Source organism: Actinoplanes sp. NPDC051513 (assembly GCF_044454685.1).
Classification (GTDB): domain Bacteria; phylum Actinomycetota; class Actinomycetes; order Mycobacteriales; family Micromonosporaceae; genus Actinoplanes.
The window spans coordinates 79,144-97,883 of the sequence record NZ_JBITDW010000003.1; the positions used below are offsets into that span (position 1 = coordinate 79,144).

The 18,740-nt window shown below is 71.2% G+C and carries 18 protein-coding genes and 1 pseudogene; 15 read left to right on the forward strand and 4 right to left on the reverse strand.

Going from position 1 to position 18,740, the window contains the following annotated elements:
• Nucleotides 1-18 precede the first annotated feature (18 nt).
• The 4 genes from ACIA5D_RS10295 (at nt 19) to ACIA5D_RS10310 (ending at nt 3,977) form a co-directional block, all read left to right on the forward strand.
• Nucleotides 19-846 (forward strand): DUF3152 domain-containing protein, encoded by an 828-nt coding sequence (locus ACIA5D_RS10295; RefSeq protein WP_396029578.1) that lies wholly within the window; start codon nt 19-21, stop codon nt 844-846.
• Between the two features lie 112 nt (nt 847-958).
• Entirely contained in the window at nt 959-1,789 is an 831-nt protein-coding gene (locus ACIA5D_RS10300) for a DUF3152 domain-containing protein (RefSeq protein ID WP_396029579.1), read from the forward strand.
• 116 nt (nt 1,790-1,905) lie between these two features.
• On the forward strand, nt 1,906-3,087 hold the full coding sequence (gene moeZ, locus ACIA5D_RS10305; RefSeq protein ID WP_396029580.1) for an adenylyltransferase/sulfurtransferase MoeZ: 1,182 nt from the start codon (nt 1,906-1,908) through the stop codon (nt 3,085-3,087).
• A gap of 83 nt (nt 3,088-3,170) precedes the next feature.
• Entirely contained in the window at nt 3,171-3,977 is an 807-nt protein-coding gene (locus ACIA5D_RS10310) for a prenyltransferase/squalene oxidase repeat-containing protein (RefSeq protein WP_396029581.1), read from the forward strand.
• A 12-nt stretch (nt 3,978-3,989) separates the two neighbouring features.
• Here ACIA5D_RS10310 and ACIA5D_RS10315 read toward each other — a convergent pair whose 3' ends face one another.
• Together ACIA5D_RS10315 and proB are read right to left on the reverse strand one after the other, a co-directional pair.
• A complete protein-coding gene (locus ACIA5D_RS10315; RefSeq protein WP_396029582.1) occupies nt 3,990-5,234 on the reverse strand; it encodes a glutamate-5-semialdehyde dehydrogenase in 1,245 nt (414 codons plus the stop codon).
• A 14-nt stretch (nt 5,235-5,248) separates the two neighbouring features.
• Nucleotides 5,249-6,358, reverse strand: a complete 1,110-nt coding sequence (proB, locus tag ACIA5D_RS10320) for a glutamate 5-kinase (protein ID WP_396029583.1) — start codon at nt 6,356-6,358, stop codon at nt 5,249-5,251.
• 61 nt (nt 6,359-6,419) lie between these two features.
• On the opposite strand from proB, the gene ACIA5D_RS10325 reads away from it, so the two are divergent.
• Both ACIA5D_RS10325 and ACIA5D_RS10330 read left to right on the forward strand, forming a co-directional pair.
• Nucleotides 6,420-6,722, forward strand: a complete 303-nt coding sequence (locus ACIA5D_RS10325) for an MGMT family protein (protein ID WP_396029584.1) — start codon at nt 6,420-6,422, stop codon at nt 6,720-6,722.
• A complete protein-coding gene (locus ACIA5D_RS10330; protein WP_396029585.1) occupies nt 6,722-7,525 on the forward strand; it encodes a class I SAM-dependent methyltransferase in 804 nt (267 codons plus the stop codon). The genes ACIA5D_RS10325 and ACIA5D_RS10330 overlap by 1 nt, the downstream gene beginning before the upstream one ends.
• Here the strand turns inward: ACIA5D_RS10330 and ACIA5D_RS10335 are convergent.
• A complete protein-coding gene (locus ACIA5D_RS10335) occupies nt 7,518-8,204 on the reverse strand; it encodes a TetR/AcrR family transcriptional regulator (RefSeq protein WP_396029586.1) in 687 nt (228 codons plus the stop codon). The two genes, ACIA5D_RS10330 and ACIA5D_RS10335, sit on opposite strands and share 8 nt — an antisense overlap.
• A gap of 102 nt (nt 8,205-8,306) precedes the next feature.
• Between ACIA5D_RS10335 and ACIA5D_RS10340 the strand changes: the two genes are divergently transcribed.
• A complete protein-coding gene (locus ACIA5D_RS10340; protein WP_396029587.1) occupies nt 8,307-9,239 on the forward strand; it encodes an NAD-dependent epimerase in 933 nt (310 codons plus the stop codon).
• A 102-nt stretch (nt 9,240-9,341) separates the two neighbouring features.
• On the opposite strand, the gene ACIA5D_RS10345 is transcribed toward ACIA5D_RS10340, so the two are convergent.
• Nucleotides 9,342-10,733 carry a gamma-glutamyltransferase gene (locus ACIA5D_RS10345; RefSeq protein ID WP_396029588.1) on the reverse strand — a complete coding sequence of 464 codons (1,392 nt, stop codon included), beginning with the start codon at nt 10,731-10,733 and terminating at the stop codon, nt 9,342-9,344.
• 49 nt (nt 10,734-10,782) lie between these two features.
• Between ACIA5D_RS10345 and ACIA5D_RS10350 the strand changes: the two genes are divergently transcribed.
• The 8 genes and pseudogenes from ACIA5D_RS10350 to ACIA5D_RS10385 all read left to right on the forward strand — a co-directional run.
• Entirely contained in the window at nt 10,783-12,111 is a 1,329-nt protein-coding gene (locus ACIA5D_RS10350; RefSeq protein WP_396029589.1) for an MFS transporter, read from the forward strand.
• Nucleotides 12,112-12,148: 37 nt separating this feature from the next.
• Complete coding sequence (locus ACIA5D_RS10355) at nt 12,149-13,651, forward strand: pyridoxal phosphate-dependent decarboxylase family protein (protein ID WP_396029590.1); 1,503 nt, start codon at nt 12,149-12,151, stop codon at nt 13,649-13,651.
• A 4-nt stretch (nt 13,652-13,655) separates the two neighbouring features.
• Entirely contained in the window at nt 13,656-14,204 is a 549-nt protein-coding gene (locus tag ACIA5D_RS10360; protein WP_396029591.1) for an NADH-quinone oxidoreductase subunit B, read from the forward strand.
• 10 nt (nt 14,205-14,214) lie between these two features.
• Nucleotides 14,215-15,516: a DUF2252 domain-containing protein gene (locus ACIA5D_RS10365; RefSeq protein WP_396029592.1), complete on the forward strand. Its 1,302-nt coding sequence runs from the start codon at nt 14,215-14,217 to the stop codon at nt 15,514-15,516.
• Between the two features lie 28 nt (nt 15,517-15,544).
• Nucleotides 15,545-16,195, forward strand: a complete 651-nt coding sequence (locus ACIA5D_RS10370; RefSeq protein WP_396029593.1) for an NADH-quinone oxidoreductase subunit C — start codon at nt 15,545-15,547, stop codon at nt 16,193-16,195.
• Nucleotides 16,196-17,155, forward strand: coding sequence for an NADH-quinone oxidoreductase subunit H (locus ACIA5D_RS10375; protein WP_396029594.1), 960 nt, complete (start codon nt 16,196-16,198; stop codon nt 17,153-17,155).
• A 51-nt stretch (nt 17,156-17,206) separates the two neighbouring features.
• Complete coding sequence (locus ACIA5D_RS10380) at nt 17,207-17,884, forward strand: NuoI/complex I 23 kDa subunit family protein (RefSeq protein ID WP_396029595.1); 678 nt, start codon at nt 17,207-17,209, stop codon at nt 17,882-17,884.
• A pseudogene (locus ACIA5D_RS10385) lies at nt 17,881-18,462 on the forward strand (NADH-quinone oxidoreductase subunit J); the annotation flags it as partial. The gene ACIA5D_RS10380 and the pseudogene ACIA5D_RS10385, both read left to right, overlap by 4 nt.
• Between the last annotated feature and the right edge of the window lie 278 nt (nt 18,463-18,740).

Sequence of the window (18,740 nt, forward strand, 5' to 3'; positions counted from 1 at the left end):
ATGGAACGCTGGCGGCCGATGATCGAGGAAGTCAAGTCGCGCGATGCCTGGCGCCGATGGTGGCTGGCGCTGTTCGTGCTGACCATCGTCGTGGCGTCGGGCCTGCTGCTCGGCCGGACGATCAAGTCGGATGCCGCCCAGGTCCCGGTTCCCGCGCCGTCGTTGTCGGCGTCGCCGTCCGCATCCCCTTCGCCGATCTTGGAAAGCGCCGAGCCGGCGCCCTCGATGACCCGGGATCAGCTGAGTCTCCCGGGCGCGGTCCCGGCGCGTGGTTCCGGCGATTTCGCGTACGCGACCACGCGCGGCCCGGTTCTCGGCAGCGCGGGCCCGCTGCGCCGTTTCCACGTGGCCGTCGAGAAGGGCAGCAACGAGGACGTGACCGCGTTCGCCGAGCAGGTGGTGTCGACGCTCGGCGACGCGCGCAGCTGGATCGGCGGCGGCCAGGTGCGCCTGCAGATGGTGCCCGGCGGCGAGGCGGCCGACTTCACGGTGTATCTGGCCACCCGCGAGACGGCCGGCAGGCTGTGTGAGCGCGGCGGCACGAACATCCGGATCAACGGCGTCCCGTACACGTCCTGCCGGACCACCGGCAAGGCGATCATCAACCTGGACCGCTGGCGGCTCTCGGCGAAGCCCTACCTGTACGCCAGGATCCCGCTCGCCACCTACCGCGAGTACGTGATCAACCATGAGGTCGGGCACGAGCTCGGCCACCGGCACGAGGGGTGCCCGCGGGCGGGCGGCCCGGCGCCGGTGATGGTGCAGCAGACGCTCACGACCCGCGGCTGCACGCCCTACCCGTGGCCGCGCCGGGGAAACGGCTTCCTCAGCGGCCCCACTCTGTAGCCGAGCAAACGTCACATATCGCCCGTAGCGGCGTGGCAGTCTCGGCTATGTCATGACGCGCCAGGCCGGACCCCGTACGCCCGTCTGGGATCCCTCTCGGAACCCGCCGGCGATGAGCCAGGCCCCGCTCGCCCGGCCCGCGCCCCCGTCCCCGCCGGACCTCTTCCCGGACTTCGACGAGGAGACGCGCGGCAGCCGGCGGCGCCGCCGGGTCCTCACTGTGTTCGCCTACCTGCTGCTCGCCGCGGCCGTGGTGTTCCTCGGCCGCTACCTCCGCGCCGACGACAGCGCCGCCGATCGCATCGTGGTCCCGGTGGTCGTCGCCCGGCCGTCGACGGCGCCGTTTCCCTCGAAAGTCACGACCACGGGCCGTGCCGTGGGCGCCAGCGGCACGTTCGCCTACGTCACCGGCTACGGCCAGGTCCTCGGCGGCGCCGGACCGATCCGCCGCTTCCGCATCGCGGTCGAGAAGCCGGCCGCGTCCCTGGCGCCCACCGCGTTCGCGGCCGTGGTCGACCGCACCCTCGGCGACCGCCGCAGCTGGATCGCCGCCGGCCGGTTCCGCCTCCAACGGGTCCCGCCGGGCGCCCGCGCCGAGTTCACGATCTACCTGGCCTCCGCGCGCACTTCGGAGAAGATGTGCCACGGCGGCGGGCTGGAGACCGGGGCGTACACCTCCTGCCGCCTCCCGGGAAAGGTGATCATCAATGACGACCGCTGGGAGCGCTCGGTGCGTGGGTACGGGGCGCCGCTGACCACCTACCGCGCCTACGCGATCAACCACGAGGTGGGCCACCAGCTCGGACACGGGCACGAGGCCTGCCCGGGCAAGGGGCGTCCCGCGCCGGTGATGATGCAGCAGACGTTCGGCCTCAAGGGCTGCACGGCCAACTCCTGGCCCTATCCGGGCGGCAGGCGCTATTCCGGCCCGCCCGCGCCGTGACCGCGAGAAAATTCCCGTGTCCCGCATGTCGGGCCGGTGGGCAACGTCATGGCTACGGCGACGATGAACGAGCAACAATGGCAGGCGATCCTTACTACCAACCCGGGGAGTGAACCGTGGCATTGCCCCCGCTCGTCGAGCCGGCCGCTGAGCTGACCATCGACGAGATCCGCCGCTACTCGCGCCACCTGATCATCCCGGACGTCGGGATGGATGGCCAGAAGCGGCTGAAGAACGCCAAGGTGCTCGCCGTCGGCGCGGGTGGCCTGGGCTCGCCGGCGTTGCTCTACCTGGCTGCCGCCGGGGTGGGCACGCTCGGCATCATCGACTTCGACACGGTCGACGAGTCCAACCTGCAGCGCCAGGTCATCCACGGCGTCTCCGACGTCGGCCGGCCCAAGGCCGAGTCCGCGGCCGACAGCATCCGCGAGATCAACCCGCTGGTGAACGTGGTCATCCACAACACCGCGCTCGACCGCGACAACGTCATGGAGATCTTCAGCCAGTACGACCTGATCGTCGACGGCACCGACAACTTCGCGACGCGGTACATGGTCAACGACGCCGCGGTGCTGCTCGGCAAGCCGTACGTGTGGGGTTCGATCTACCGCTTCGACGGTCAGGCGTCGGTGTTCTGGGAGGAGCACGGTCCCTGCTACCGCTGCCTCTACCCCGAGCCCCCGCCGCCCGGCATGGTGCCGAGCTGCGCCGAGGGCGGCGTCCTCGGCGTGCTCTGCGCGTCGATCGGCTCGATCCAGGTCAACGAGGCGATCAAGCTGATCACCGGCATCGGCGAGCCGCTGGTCGGCCGGCTGATGGTCTACGACGCCCTCGAGATGGAGTACCGCAAGATCAAGGTCCGGAAGGACCCGAACTGCGTGCTCTGCGGGGAGAACCCGACGCTCACCGAGCTGATGGAAGACTACGACGACTTCTGCGGCGCGATCTCCGTCGAGGCCGAGGAGGCGACCGCCAACTCGACCATCACCGCTCGTGAGCTCAAGGACTGGCAGGACTCGGGCAAAGATCTCTTCCTCGTCGACGTGCGCGAGCCCGCCGAGTGGGAGATCAACCGTATCCCCGGCGCCACGCTGATCCCCAAGGGCGAGATCCTCTCGGGCGAGGCGCTGTCCCGCTTCCCGCAAGACCAGCAGATCGTGCTGCACTGCAAGTCGGGCGTGCGCTCGGCCGAGGCGCTGGCGGCCCTCAAGGCGGCCGGCTTCAAAGACGCCGTGCACGTCCAGGGTGGCATCGTCTCCTGGGTCAACACGGTCGATCCGTCCCTTCCGTCCTACTGACTCGTCACGCTGGGGAGCCGATATGGCTCCCCAGCGTCGAGACGCGGGAGCGATTTTGCGCCGCGCGTTGTAGCGTCACCGTCGTGGTCGATATAGACGCTGCGATCGGGTACGTGGTTGCGCACGGCGACCCGGTCGAGCGTGCCCGGCTGTTGTACCTGCGTACCGGTCAGCCCCCGCCGCCGGAGGTTGTCGACCGGATCGCGACCGGGCAGACCGCCGCGGGCGGCTGGCCCGCGTCCACCGACGGGGTGATCCCGTCGATCGACGCGACCTGCTTCCGGCTCAACGAGCTCGACGACCTGGGCGGCCTGCACGGCGACGTCGTCGACCGGGCGCTCGGCTGGCTCGCGTCGGTGCAGCGCCCCGACGGCACCTGGCAGGAGAACGAGTCGCTCGCCGCCGAGGCCCCCGCCTGGGCGATGCCCGGCGACCCCGAGGCCACCCTCTACCTGACCGCGCTGGCCGGCTTCTGGTTCACGGTCGCCGAGGTCGAGCTCCATCCGCACCTCGACCTCCCGGCCCGCTACGGTCAGACGCTCGCCGCCGCGGCCGGGTTCGTCAACTCGCAGCTGCGCCCCGACGGCACCTGGCCGTCGTTCCTCGCGGCCGGCTGGCACGCGGCCGGCCTGCTGCACGCCGAGCAGTACTTCTACGAGTCGGCGCGGGTGCAGCTGGTGCTCGGCGACCGGCTGCACGACATGGCGCCCGCCGATGTGGCGTCGATGGGGGCCGCGCTGCGCCGGGTCAACCTCGGCGACGACTGGCTGCTGCAGGCCGCACGCAAACGGCTGGCCGCGACCCAGCGCACCGACGGCGGCTGGGACAGCGCGGAAGGCCCGAACTTCGACGTGAACACGACCCTGACGGTGCTGCGCGCCTGCCGTTAGCGGGTGTGGCCGTCAGCGGGTGTGGCCGTTGCCGCTGACGATGTACTTCGTCGAGGTCAGCTCGGGCAGGCCCATCGGGCCGCGGGCGTGCAGCTTCTGCGTGCTGATGCCGATCTCGGCGCCGAAGCCGAACTCGCCGCCGTCGGTGAAACGGGTCGAGGCGTTGATCATCACGGCGGCCGCGTCGACCCGGGCCGCGAACCGGCGGGTCGCGGTCACCGACTCGCTGACGATGGCCTCGGTGTGGCCGGTGCCGTAGCGGCGGATGTGGTCGAGGGCGTCGTCCATCGAGTCGACTATCGCCACCGCGATGTCGGCCGAGAGGTATTCCTTGCCCCAGTCCTCGTGGTTGGCGGGAACGACGTCGTTGCTGTACGCGGCCACCCGCGGGTCGCCGTGCACGGTGACCCCGGCCGAGACCAGCTCCTCGATCACCAGCGGCAGGAACGAGTCGGCGATGTCGATGTGCACCAGCAGCGACTCGGCGGTGTTGCAGGTGGACAGCCGCTGGGTCTTCGAGTTGATCGTGACGGCCAGCGCCTTCTCCAGGTCGGCGGACTGATCCACGTACACATGGCAGTTGCCCACCCCGGTCTCGATCACCGGAACCGTGGACTCCTCGACGACCGTCTTGATCAGATCGGCGCCGCCGCGCGGGATCAGCACGTCGACCAGGCCGCGGGCGCGCATCAGCTCCTTGACCGAGTCGCGCGTGGTGGCATCGAGCAGCTGGATCGAGTCGGCCGGCAGGCCCGCGTCGGCCACCGCCTTGCGCAGCACCGAGACGATCGCCGCGTTCGAGCTGTACGCCGAGCCGGAGCCGCGCAGCAGCGCCGCGTTGCCCGACTTGAGGCAGATGCCGGCGGCGTCGGCGGTGACGTTGGGCCGGCCCTCGTAGACGATGCCGACCACCCCGAACGGCACCCGGACCTGCCGCAGCTCGAGCCCGTTGGCCAGGGTGGAGCCGCGCACCACGTCGCCGACCGGGTCGGGCAGCGCGGCGAGCTGGCGCAGGCCCGCGGCCATCCCCTCGATCCGGGACGGGGTCAGCGTGAGCCGGTCGATCATGGCCTCGCTCTGCCCGGCGTCGCGGGCGTTGTTCACGTCCACGGCGTTCGCGGCGACGATGTCCTCGGCGCGCTCGACCAGGCGGTCGGCCATCAGCAGCAGCGCCTGGTCTTTCTCGCCGCGGGTGGCGGCGGCCAGGTCGATCGAGGCGCCGCGGGCGTCGGCGGCCTGCTGCAGGACGGTCGTCATCGGTGCACCTCGTATCAGAGAAGAACCAGATCGTCCCGGTGGACGACCTCTCGTTCATATCCCGGGCCCAGGGCCGCGGCCAACTCGGGTGTGGAGCGTCCGAGCAGCGCGGGCAGCTCTACCGCATCGTAGTTGACCAGGCCACGGGCGACCGGCGCGCCGTCGCTGTCGACCAGGTCGACCGGGTCGCCGGCGGCGAACGAGCCGTCGACCGCGGTGATGCCGGCGGGCAGCAGCGATTTGCGCCGGGCCACCACGGCGGTGACCGCGCCGGGGTCGAGGTGGAGGCGGCCGCGCGGGCTGGTGGCGTGGGCGAGCCAGAAGAGGCGGGCGGCCGGCCTCTTCGCCGCGTTCTTGAAGAGCGTGCCCACCTCGTCACCGGCGAGCGCGTGAGCGGCCATCGGGGCCGCGGTCAGCACCACGGGGATGCCGAAGCCGGTCGCTATGCGGGCCGCTTCGACCTTGGTGACCATGCCGCCCGTGCCGACGCCGGATTTGCCCGGCTTGGAAACGGTTATTCCCGACAAATCTGATTCGTCACCCACGTAGGTGATTTTCCGGGAGGACGGATCGGACGGGCTGCCGGTGTACAGGGCGTCCACGTCGGACAGGAGAACGAGCAGGTCGGCGTCGACCAGGGCGGCCACCAGCGCCGCCAGCCGGTCGTTGTCGCCGAAGCGGATCTCCTCGGTGGCGACCGTGTCGTTCTCGTTCACGATCGGCAGCGCGCCGAGGTCGAGCAGCTTGCGCAGCGTCCGGTACGCGTTCCGGTAATGCGCGCGCCGGGTCACGTCGTCGACGGTCAGCAGCACCTGGCCCACCGTGAGGCCATGACGCGCGAAACCCGTCGCGTACCGCCCGATCAAGAGCCCTTGCCCCACCGACGCCGCGGCCTGCTGGGTCGCCAGGTCGCGCGGCCGGCGGCGCAGCCGCAACGGCGCGAGACCGGCGGCGATCGCGCCGCTCGAGACCAGCACCACCTCGCGCCCGCTCGTCGCCAGGCCGCCGAGCACGTCGACGAGGGAGTCGACGCGCTGCTCGTCGATGCCGCCGGCCGCGGTGGTCAGCGAGGACGAGCCCACCTTGACCACGATGCGGCGGGCGCCGGTCACCACTTCGCGCACCTGGCCCATTCTGCTCGGGTGGGGCGTCCGAACCGCGCCGAGATCCCATATCGTGGCCCGGGTGACACCGCAGGAGTACGTCGAAGAGGTGCTCTCGCTCGTCGAGCGCATCCCGGAGGGCAGGGTCATGTCGTACGGCGCGATCGCCGACACTCTCGCCGAGATGTCCGGGCGCAACTCGGCCCGCCAGGTCGGCACGATCATGGCGCGGCACGGTGGCGGCGTGCCCTGGCATCGGGTGGTGACCAGCTCCGGGCGCATGCCGCCCGGGCACGAGCAGGAGGCCCGCCAGCAGTTGCTGAGCGAGGGCGTCCCCCTGAAGGGTGATCACGTGGACATGTCGCGCGCGTCCTGGATGCCGTGATGGAGACCGGACAGCCGAGCCGCACGGCGTGGAGTGCGGCACGTTACCGGGCGGCGCACCAGCTCATCGAGCACGGCGCGATTTTTCAAGACCCTTTCGCCGTACGGATATTGGGCGTTCCCCCGGACGAACTGGTCGCCGACGCCCCGCGGCGGGCCATGCGCGTCTTCATCGCGGCCCGGCACCGGTTCGCGGAGGACGCCCTGGCCGCGGCCGTGTCGCGCGGGGTGCGGCAGGTCGTGGTCCTGGGCGCGGGGCTCGACACCTTCGCCTACCGCAACGGCTTCGAGGGTGTGCGGGTCATCGAGGTGGACCACCCCGACACCCAGGCCTGGAAGCGGGAGCGGCTTGCGGAGACCGGCATCGCGATTCCCTCGTCCGTGTCCTATGCGGGTGTGAACTTCGAAAAGGACACGCTGGGCGATGTCGTGAAGCTGGAGGAGCCGGCCTTCTTCGTCTGGCTCGGCGTGGTGCCCTACCTGACGCTCGACGGCTTTAACACGACACTCTCGTATATTTCTGATTTGCCGGGCAATGAGGTGGTGTTCGACTACGCCCAGTCCCCGTCGGCGATGCCCCCGGCGCGGCGGGCCGCTCTCGAGGAGCGCGCCGCGCGGGTGGCCAAGATCGGGGAGCCCTGGCTCACCTACTTCGAGCCTCCCGAGATTGCGGGCCTGCTCACGGGGCTGGGCTTCCGCGAGATCGAGGACCTCGGGCCGGCCCAGCTCGCGGCCCGCTTCTTCAACCGCCACGACCTGCCGCCGGACACTCCCGGCGGCCACCTGCTGCGAGCCGTCAGGTAAGCCCGATGAAGGCCGCCGCGCCGCGCATCTGGAACTCCAGGAAGCCGCGGCGGTCCTCGTCGACGGAGTTGTTGAGCTGGCCGAACAGCTCGGCGCTGACCGCGCCGCAGAGCTGGATGAACGCCGCCATCGCGGTACCCACCAGCCGCGGGGGGATGTTCGGCCCGACTTGCTCGGCGACCGCGGCGAGCTCCTCGCTGTACCGCCCGCTGATCTCGGGCTGCGGGCCGATCCGCCCGGCCGCGTGGGCGTCGCGCACGATCGCCGCGATCTGGAAGATCACCCGGGTGGCCGGCCCGACCGTGTCCTGCGGCGCCTGATAGCCGGGCACCGGGCTTCCGTAGATCAGCGCCCACTGGTGCGGCTCGGCAAGGGCCCATTCGCGTACGGCGTGCCCGACCGCCACCAGTTGATCGGGGAAGCCGGCGTCCCCCGCCGCGGCGGCCGCCCGCTCGGCGGCGTCGCCCACCGAGTCGTACGCCTCGATGATCAGCGCCGTGAGCAGGTCGTCGCGGCTCGCGAAGTACCGGTAGACGGCGGACGAGGCCATCCCCATGTCCCGCGCGACCGCGCGCAGCGACAGGTTGGCCCCGTCGGTGGCGAGGTGCCGGCGGGCCACCGTCTTGATCTCTTCCGTCATCTCGGCCCGCACCCGGGCGCGTACTCCTGAGGCGCTCATACGGACCAGTGTGCCATAACGAGAGCACTGCTCTTGCAATCGCAAGGCATTCGTGTAATCGTTGTTCTCAACAGAGAGCACTGCTCGCGAAGGAGAACAGCAATGTCGAACCACGTCATCATCGGCTCGGGTCCCATCGGCAGCGCGGTCGCCGGCCTCCTGGTCGACCGGGGCGACACGGTCACGATGGTCACGCGCAGCGGCCGCGGCCCTTCGCACCCGCAGATCACGCTGGCCGCCGCCGACGCCTCGGACGCGCGCCGCCTGACCACCCTGGCCGAGGGCGCCGAGACGGTCTTCAACTGCGCGAATCCCAAGTACACGCAATGGGAGAAGCTCTGGTTCCCGATGAACGACGCGATGATCGCCGCGGCGAAGGCGACGGACGCGGTCTACGTGATCACCGGAAACCTCTATGTTTACGGCCCGCAGCCCGGCGGCCACATGAACGAGAACACCCCGATGGCCGCCGTGGGCCGCAAGGGCAAGGTCCGTATCAAGATGTGGCAGGACGCGTTGAACAGCGGCGTCCGCACCCTGGAGGTCCGCGGCTCCGACTACCTTGGCGCCGGCGCGGTGGGCATCTTCTCCTCGGTGCTGCTGCCCGCGATCGAGAAGGGCCGCACCGCGTGGGCTCCGGGCAACCCCGACCTGCCGCACAGCTTCACCTACACCGGCGACATGGCCCGCACGATGGTCGCCCTGGCCGGCGAGGAGCGCGCCTACGGCAAGGCCTGGCACGCGCCGACCAACCCCGCCGTCACCATCCGCGACCTGACCAACCGCTACACGGACATGACGGGCCGGCCCCGCCTCAAGCTGCGCGCCCTCCCGCGTTTCGTGATGCGCACGGCGGGCCTGGTCGTCCCCATGGCCCGCGAGCTGGCCGAGATGGACTACCAGTTCTACGCCCCGTTCCGCCTCGACAGCACGCTGACCGAGCAGACCTTCGGCCTGAAGCCGACCAGCCTGGACGTCCCCCTGCACGAGACCGCCGCCTCGGCCAACGCCACCCAGGCCCGCCGCATGAACTGACCCCACCGCTCCGGGCCGGCACTCCACCGCTCCGGGCCGGCGCTCCACCGCTCCGGGCCGGCGCCTCATGGCGCCGGCCCGCGTGCTGTGCCGTGCTGTTCGTCAGAGCAGCATGCCTACGCCGCCGCGGCGGGGGTCGCCGGCGGCGCCGGCCTGGCCGACCGCGTTCGCGCCGCCGAAGTAGTGGTTGAGGTCGGGCCACTGCTTGATGTGGTAGCCGGCGCCGGCCAGCGCGGCGAGCTCGTCGCGGGGGTAGCCGGGCTCGACGTGCACCGTGTCGTCGACGATGTGGAACCGGGGGCGGCCGATCGCGGTAGCCATGTCGACCCCGTCGACCAGGACGCCGAGCAGGGTGTCGATCAGGGCGGTGCGGATGCGGGACGCGCCCGCCGAGCCGGCCGCCACCGCCAGCCGGCCGTCGGGGTCGATCACCACCAGCGGGCACATGTTGGACGACATCCGGCGCCCCGGCGCCAGGTCGTCGGTGATCAGCTCGCCCTCGCCGAGCATCGAGTTGAGGTTGATGCCGAGGCCGGGCAGCCAGACCCCGGAGCCCAGCCCGAGCGTCGTGGTGATGACGCAGGCGTTGCCCTCGGTGTCCACCACGGACACGTTCGTGGTGTCACCGATCTTCTGCCGTCCCCGGTCGCGCAGCGCTTCCGCCAGCCCGATGGCGCGGCCCGGCCGGGACAGATCGGCGGGCAACCGGCCGATCGTGTCGACCACCCGGTTCAGGTCGTGCCGGGCGCGCACCTCGTACCCGGCCAGCCGTGCCCGGTCGACGTGGGTCTCGAGCACCCGGTAGCCGGCCAGATCGCGCGGCCCGAGCGAACCGCCCGCTGCGCGCACCGATTCGACCAGGACCGGAGCGAAGTCCCCGGTGTAGAAGATCGACGGCCCGACCACGGCCAGCGCGTCGAGGGCGGTCGCCAATCCGGGGTGGAAAAGCAGCTCTCCGTCGACCAGCTGGCGCCCGCCCGGCGTGTAGATCTCGGCGCCATCGCCCCACGCCAGCGCCGGCGCGCAGGAGTCGAGGGTGCGGGCGTGCGCGGCGGGGATCGGCACCCCGGTCTTGGCCAGCTCGATCGCCGGCGCCACCACGTCGCCCCAGGGCAGTCGTCCCCAGCGCCGGTGCACTTCGCCGCACCCGGCCGGGACGCCCGGCACCGCCACGCTCGCGCCGCCGATCGAGTAGACCTGGGGCAGCCCGCCGAAGAACACGTCAATCTTGATCATCGGGCCCGGCTCGCGGTCGCCGTCGGTGCCCGGTACCGCCACGAAGAAGTCGAGGCAGGTCACCTGGCCGGTAGCCGCTTCGAAGTAGGTGGCGAACCCGCCGCCGCCCAGCCCCGTGAAGATCGTCTCGGCGACGCAGCAGGCCAGAACCGCCGCCACCGCCGCATCCGCCGCCGTGCCACCGTCCCGCAGCACCCGCAGGCCGGCCCGTGCGGTCGCCGGATGGCTGGCGGCGACCCCGGCCGCAACGCTTTTCATGCGGCGAAGCGTAGGCGCAGGGGCATGATCGTGGTTAGCATGCGCGTCCATGACGACCGCCGGTCCCTCTCCGGAAGTACGGCCGACCGGCGTGTTGCCGCGCCGGGTCCTTGCCGGTTACTCGCTGGGTTCGCTGGTCACGGGCGCGTTCGGCACCGTGCCCGGTTTGCTCTTGCTGCCTTATCTGACCGATACCTTAGGTGTTGCGGCGGGTGCGGCGGGATTGCTGGTGTTGCTCCCGAAGGCCTGGGACGTCCTGGTGAATCCCGTGGCCGGCCGGGTCTCCGACCGCCGCGGTGACCGGCGGCCGTTCCTGCTCGGTTCCGGCCTCACGCTGGGCGTTCTCTTCGCCGCCATCTTCGCGGGCCCGATTCGCAGCGGCGGGGGCGCCGGGGCGTACGTGGCCTTCGCCTTCCTCGCGGCCGCCACCGCGTACGCCTTCTTCCAGGTGCCCTACGTCGCCATGCCGGCCGAGCTCACCGACGGGTACGACGAGCGCACCCGGCTGATGACCTGGCGGGTCGCCGTGCTCGCGCTGGCGATCCTCATCTCCGGCGCGCTCGCCCCGCTGGTGGTCGACCAGACCGGCGGCGGTATCGCCGGACACCGGTGGGCCGGTGTGTTCGTCGGGGCGCTCATCGTGGTGGGCACGCTCGGCGTCTACATAGGTACCCGCAACGCGGAAACCCACACCGCCGGCGAATCCGAGCCCGACCTGCGCGCCCAACTGCGCGTCGCCGCCGCCAACCGTCCCTTCCGCGCTCTCCTCCTCTGCTGGGTGCTCCAAGCCGTCGGCATCGGCACGATGCTCGCCGGCGTCCAGTACTTCGCCGACCATGTGGTCGGCGCCGAGTCGGGGGCGACGTTCCTGTTCGCCGCCTTCGTCGGCCCGGCCCTGCTGGTCATGCCGCTCTGGAGCCGCGTGGGCGCCCGGATCGGCAAGCCACGCGCCCTCGTCGCGGCGTCACTGCTGTTCGCGGTGGGCGCACTGGCGCTGCTCGCCGCGCCCACCCTGCCCGCGGCGCCGATCTATCTGGTCGTGGCGCTCATCGGCTGCGGTTACGCCGGTCAGCAGGTCTTCGCCATGGCGATGCTGCCGGACTGCATCGCCTACGACACCGAGCGGACCGGCCGCCGCCAGGCCGGCGTCTTCACGGGGGTGTGGACGGCGGGGGAGACCCTCGGTCTGGCCCTCGGGCCGGGCATCTACGCGTTGATCCTCCAGGTCTTCGGTTACGTCTCCTCGTCGACCGGCGAGGCGGCGGCACAGGACGACACGGCCCGCCTGGGCGTGCTGCTCGGCTTCACGCTGGTGCCGGCCGTGCTGGTCGGCGGCGCCGTGCTGCTGCTGCGGGCCTATCGCGACATCTCGCGCTGACCGGTGCTGCCCCGCGCCGGTCCGATAGCGTCGTCGCATGTTCCAAGCGCTGCCCGGCAAGGGCGTTCCCGGCGAGCAGATCCTCGACGAGCTCCGCGAGCTCCGGCGGGCCGATCTGCCGACGCACGGCGGCCGCCTGTTCGCCTACGTCTACGACCCCGCGCTCGACGGGCTCGACGACCTGGCCCGGGCGGCGCATGCGATCTCCGCACACGTCAACGGCCTCGACCCGACCGCGTTCCCGTCGCTGCTCGCGATGGAAAACGCCCTCGTCGGGGCGGCGGTCAAGCTGTTGCGCGGGGGCGCCGAGGCGGTCGGCAGCGTCACCAACGGCGGCACCGAGTCGCTGATCCTGGCGGTCAAGGCGGCCCGCGACAGCCGCCCCGAGCTGTCCGGCCCGCGCCTGGTCATCCCGTCGACCGGGCATGCCGCGTTCGCCAAGGCGGCCCACTACCTGCGCGTCGCGCTCGATGTCGTGCCGGTCGGCGACGACCTGCGGGCCGACCCGGCGGCCATGGCGGCCGCCATCACGCCTGACACCGTCCTCGTGGCGGCCTCGGCGCCGTCCTACGCGCACGGCGTGGTCGACCCGATTCCCGAGCTCGCCGCGGTCGCCGCCGAGCGCGGCGTCCGCTTCCATGTCGATGCCTGCTTCGGCGGCTGGGTGCTGCCCTACCTGCGACGCCTCGGCGCCGGCCTGCCCGAGTTCGACTTCGCGGTCCCCGGCGTCACGAGCATCTCGGTCGACCTGCACAAGTACGCCTACGCCCCCAAGGGCGTCTCGGTCCTGCTCCACCGCGACGAGGCGCTGCGCCTCCCGCAATACTTCGCCTACGCCGGCTGGCCCGGCTACACGATGATCAACCCGGTCATCTCCTCCACCCGCTCGGGCGGCCCGATCGCCGCGGCCGTCGCCACCCTGCGCGCCATCGGCGATGCCGGCTACCTCGAGCTGGCCGAGCGCACCCGCGAGGCGGTCGCCATCCTCGCCGCCGCCGTCACCGCCACCGACGGGGTCAGGCTGTTCGCCCCGCCCGAGACCACCGTCGTCTGCCTGACGGCAGACAACGACACCGCAACGGTCAACACGGCAGGCCCGGTCGACCTCTTCGTCCTGGCCGACGAGTTGGCCGCCCGCGGGTGGCACACCCAGCCGCAGATGGCGTTCGGCGATCTGCCCGCGACCATCCACCTCACCGTGACAGCGGCGGTGCGGGCGACCGCCGACGAGTTCGCCGCCGGCCTGGCCGACGCCGTGGCGGCGGCCCGCGCCCGCGGCCCGGTGCTTCTCCCCGAGGCGCTCGTCGCCGCGGCCGGGGCGCTCACGCCCGAGATGGTCACGCCCGAGCTGGTCGCCGGGCTGGCCGAGGGGCTCGGTCTCGGCGGGGGCGACTTCACCCAGATGGCCGCGGTCAACTCGCTGCTCGACGTCACGCCGCCCGCGCTGCGCGAGGCGCTGCTGACCGGGTTCCTCAGCCTGCTGCAGCGCCCCGCGACCGAGCCTGCCGCGGCGGCCGGCGACGGCCACGGAGTAGGTTGACGTCGTGGCCGGTCTGCCAGGAGTTCTCGGGGAGCCCATCCGGTTCGTGCTGAACTGGGGGAGGCGCTATTCGCTCTGGGTCTTCAACTTCGGGCTGGCGTGCTGCGCGATCGAGTTCATCGCGTCGAGCATGAGCCGGCACGACTTCATGCGGCTCGGGGTCATCCCGTTCGCGCACGGTCCGCGGCAGGCCGACCTGATGGTCGTCTCCGGCACGGTCACCGACAAGATGGCCCCCGCCATCAAGCGGCTCTACGACCAGATGCCCGAGCCGAAGTACGTGATCTCGTTCGGCTCCTGCTCCAACTGCGGCGGGCCGTACTGGGACTCCTACTCGGTCACCAAGGGCGTCGATCAGCTCATCCCGGTCGACGTCTACGTGCCGGGCTGCCCGCCCCGCCCCGAGGCCCTGTTGCACGGCATCCTGCGCCTGCAGGAGAAGATCGCCGCCGAGCAGGCCGGTCCCGGCGGCGTCAACCGCCCCGACCCGCTGCGGGACGCTTCCTCGTTGACTGCCCCGATGGTCGCCCCGCCGGTGGCCTCCGGCGACTAATCTCCGCCTTATGAGTGAACAGTCCCGCGCCGACTTCATCACCGACGTTCTGACCAGGGAATTCGGCGAGCTCATGGCGCTCGACCCGGCCGCGTTCCGGCGCAAGTTCCGCAAGATGGCGGCGTCGCCGTTCGCGTTCTACCGGGGGAGCGCGTCCCTGTTCTACGCCGACCAGACCGGGGCCTACCGCGACGACAGCTTCCTCGACGAGCGGACCAGCCGGGTGTGGATCCACGGTGACCTGCACGCCGAGAACTTCGGCACCTACATGAACTCGTCCGGCGTGCTGGTGTTCAACGTCAACGACTTCGACGAGGCCTACGTCGGGCCCTTCTCGTGGGATCTCAAGCGGTTCGCGGCCAGCGTCGCCCTGATCGGCTACCAGAAGGCACTGTCCGACGACAACATCTCGGCGCTGGTCACCGCGTTCGCCCGGTCCTACCTGACCGAGCTGCGGGCCATCGCGGCCGGCGGCGACGACGCGATCGGCTCGATCACCCTCGAGAACGCCGACGGCGTGCTGCGCCGGGTGCTGCAGGAGGCGCGGCTCAACACGCGGGTCGACCTGCTCGGCGGCCAGACCACGATCGACGACTACGAGCGCCGCTTCGCCCTGTTCGACGGCGTCTACGACGTCGACGACGCCACCGCCGGCCAGGTGATGACCGCCTTCGAGCAATACCTCGCGACGCTGCCCGACGCGACCCGCCCGATCGCCACCAACATCAAGGACATCAAGCTGCGTAAGGGCGTCGGCATCGGCTCGGCCGGCCTGCCGTCCTACAACCTGCTGCTCGAGGGCCACACCCAGGCGCTCGAGAACGACGTGATCATCTACATGAAGCAGGCGCAGGTGCCGGCCGTGGCACGCTGGGTCGACGACGAGCGGGTCCGGTCCTACTTCCTGCACCAGGGCCACCGCACCGCCGAGTCGCAGCGGGCCCTGCAGGCGCACGCCGACCCATGGCTCGGCTACACCTCGCTCAACGGGGTCGGCCAGCTCGTCGCCGAGGTCTCGCCCTACGCGGCCGACCTCGACTGGTCCGACGTCAACGAACCCGACGAGCTCGACGGCGTCATCACCGACCTCGGCCGCGCCGTCGCCCGCATGCACTCGGTCGCCGACGACGAGTCCAGCCACGACCTGGTCGACTTCTCCACCGAGGAATCGATCGTCACGGCCGTCGACAAAGACGAAGCGGGCTTCGTGCAGCGCCTGGTCGAGTTCGCCCACCGCTACGGCGACCAGGCCCGGGAAGACCACCAGGACTTCGTCGACCTCTTCCGCAACGGCAGGCTCCCCGGCCTGTAAAGACCGGCATGACCATAGGATGGCTGCCATGACTCCCGAAGAGGTCGGCGAGCGCATGGTGGCCCTCCTGACGGCCGATACCGACGGTGTCGTCGGCGCGGAAGCGAGCGTCACCGGCGGCGGCGAAGGCCACGAGCGCGCCGTCGTCGACGTGCCGGTCGCCCGCTGGTGGGAGGCGATCGGCACCGCGAAACACAACGGCGCCCTGGGCTGCGACTACTTCGACTGGCTCTCGGCCGTCGACGAGCTCGATGACGGCTTCTCCGTTCTCTGCCACCTCTATTCGACCCGCCGTAAGCACTCGCTCCTGATCCGCACCCGGGTCCCCCGCGAAGACCCCACCGTCGAGTCGGTGGTCGAGCTGTTCCCCGGCGCCACGTGGCACGAGCGCGAGACGTACGAGATGTTCGGCATCATCTTCGCCCGCCACCCCGACCTCAAGCCGCTGCTGCTCCCGCCCGGCTTCGAAGGCCACCCCCTGCGCAAAGAGTTCATCCTCGCCGCCCGCGTCGCCAAGGCCTGGCCCGGGGCCAAGGAGCCCGGCGAGTCCGAGCACGGCACCGCCAAGCGTGCCCCCATGCGCCCGCCCGGCGTCCCCGACCCGCAGGAGTGGGGCCCACACGCGAACAGAGCTGACGCCGACCAGGCGACCGCCGACCACGCGAAAGAGGCCGAGTAGATGCCCCTCTGGCTCGACCTGCTGATCCGGGTGGTCGCGGTCGTCGTCGGCTTCCTCGTGCTCCCGCTGCTGGTGGGGCAGGCCGAGCACAAGGTCATGGCCCACATGCAGGGCCGCCTCGGCCCCATGTACGCGGGCGCCTACCACGGCTGGGCACAGCTGGTCGCCGACGGCGTGAAGTTCGTGCAGAAGGAGGACGTCACCCCGCGCGAAGCCGATCGCCGGGTGTTCCGGCTCGCGCCGATCGTCGCCCTCTTCCCGTACCTGCTGGTGCTCCTGGCCATTCCGCTCGGACCGGGAAACCTCGTCGCCCAGCCGTTGGACATCGGTTTGTTCTTCGTCCTCGCCGTTCTCGGCGTGGGCGTGCTGGCCGTGCTCATGTCCGCGTGGGCGAGCGCCAACAAGTACAGCCTGCTCGGTGGCCTGCGCGGCGCCGCCCAGCTGCTCGGCTACGAGCTTCCCCTGGTGCTGGCCGCCGCCAGCGTCGCGATGGCCGCCGGCACGCTGAGCCTCCCCGGCATCGTCGAGGCGTGGAAGCCCTGGTGGCTGCTGTGGCAGGCCCCCGCCGCGATCATCTTCTTCGTCGCCGGGCTCGCCGAGATCCGCCGCCCGCCGTTCGACATGCCGATCGCCGACTCCGAGCTGGTCTTCGGCTACATGACCGAGTACACGGGCCTGCGCTTCGCGTTCTTCCTGCTCGCCGAGTACGTCGGCATCGTCGTCATCGCCGCGCTCACCACGGTCCTGTTCCTGGGCGGCTGGCACGGCCCGTTCGCCGACCAGCTCGGCTGGCTGTGGACGCTGGTGAAGGTCTTTGCCGTGTCCTTCGTGATCATCTGGCTGCGCGTCTCGTACCCTCGCCTGCGCGAAGACCAACTCCAGCGTCTCTGCTGGCTGGTCCTGGTTCCGGTGGCCCTGGCCCAGCTCGTACTGACCGCCGGCGTCAAGCTGGCGATGTAACCCGGGGGGTGTGCTCGCGCCGCAGCGCCCGACGGGGCAGGATATGGCCTTGTGAGTGACGACGGGGAGCGTGGCGCGCCCGGCAAGGGCCTGGTGCAAGGGCTTGCCGTCACGCTCAAGACGATGACCAAGCGGTCGACGACGAGGCAGTATCCCGACGTCGAGCCCGAGCTTCCCCCGCGCAGCCGTGGCGTGATCGCCCTGCTCGAGGAGAACTGCACGGTCTGCATGCTGTGCGCCCGCGAGTGCCCCGACTGGTGCATCTACATCGACTCGCACAAGGAAGAGGTCGTCGTTCCGGGCGCCGCACGGGCCCGGCAGCGCAACGTGCTCGACCGCTTCGACATCGACTTCTCTCTCTGCATGTACTGCGGCATCTGCATCGATGTCTGCCCGTTCGACGCGCTGCATTGGACGCCCGAGTTCGAGTACGCCGAGACCGACGTCCTCGACCTGCTGCACGACAAGAACCGGCTGGGTGAGTGGATGCGCACGGTGCCTCCGCCGCCGGCTCACGACGTGCTCGGCGAGCCTTCGAAAGAAGAGGCGACGGCCGCGCGTAAAGCTGCGGGTCCGGGGGCGGCGACCCAGGCGAGGACTAACGTACGGCGATCCGCGTCCACAACCGCAGAGCGCCCAGCCCCACGTGCGCAAGAGGCAGAGCAGCCCGATGCGGGCAGTCCCCCAGCCCCTCCGGGGCCTGAGGTAAACCGGGAGCAGCCGAAGTGACCGTCGTGGACGCGCTCATGCTGGCTCTCGGCGTGATCGCGGTCGGCTCCGGCGCGCTCGTCGTCACCTCCGACCACCTCGTCCGCGCCGGCTTCTTCCTGGTGGTGAGCCTGGGCGCGATCGCCGGCCTCTACCTCGTCATGGGCGCCGAGCTGGTGGCCTGGGTGCAGGTGCTCGTCTACGTCGGCGCCGTCGTGGTCCTCCTCCTGTTCGCGGTGATGCTGACCCGCGCACCCATCGGCCCGTCGCCCGATCTCGATCGTCCCGCCCTGCCCGCCGCGATCATCGGCGCCGGTGTCGGCTTCGGACTCGCCGCGCTGCTGGCCGACGCGTTCCGCTGGACCAGGTTCGAGCTGCCACCGCCCGGCACCGCCCAGCGGGTCGGCGAGCAGGTCTTCGGCGCCTGGGTGCTGCCGTTCGAGGTGCTCTCGATCCTGCTGCTGGCCGCCCTGGTCGGCGCGATCGTGCTGTCCCGCCCCGACCTCGGCGCCCGCCCCGATCCCGACGCGGCCGCCGTCGCGGCCGAGCCGCCGCACGACCCGGTCGACGAGACCGCCGCGGTCGTCGCCCGTCTGGAACGGATAGCCGCACGGCAGGCCGCCGCCCAGGCCCGGGTCCGCAAGGCACACGCCGCAGGGAAAGAGGCGGAAGGCACGGTCGCCGTGGCCGAGCCCGAGCCGGAACCGGACGACCCGCTGCGCGACCAGGCCCACGACATCATCTTCGGCGCGCACGAGGCCCGCCCCCGGGTCGGCGAGCACCGGCCCGAGCCGGCCAGGTCGCCGAAGTTCGAGGAGCCCGACGTCATCGACGCCGAGAGCTACATCGTCGACGACAGCCGCGCCATCGAGGGCCC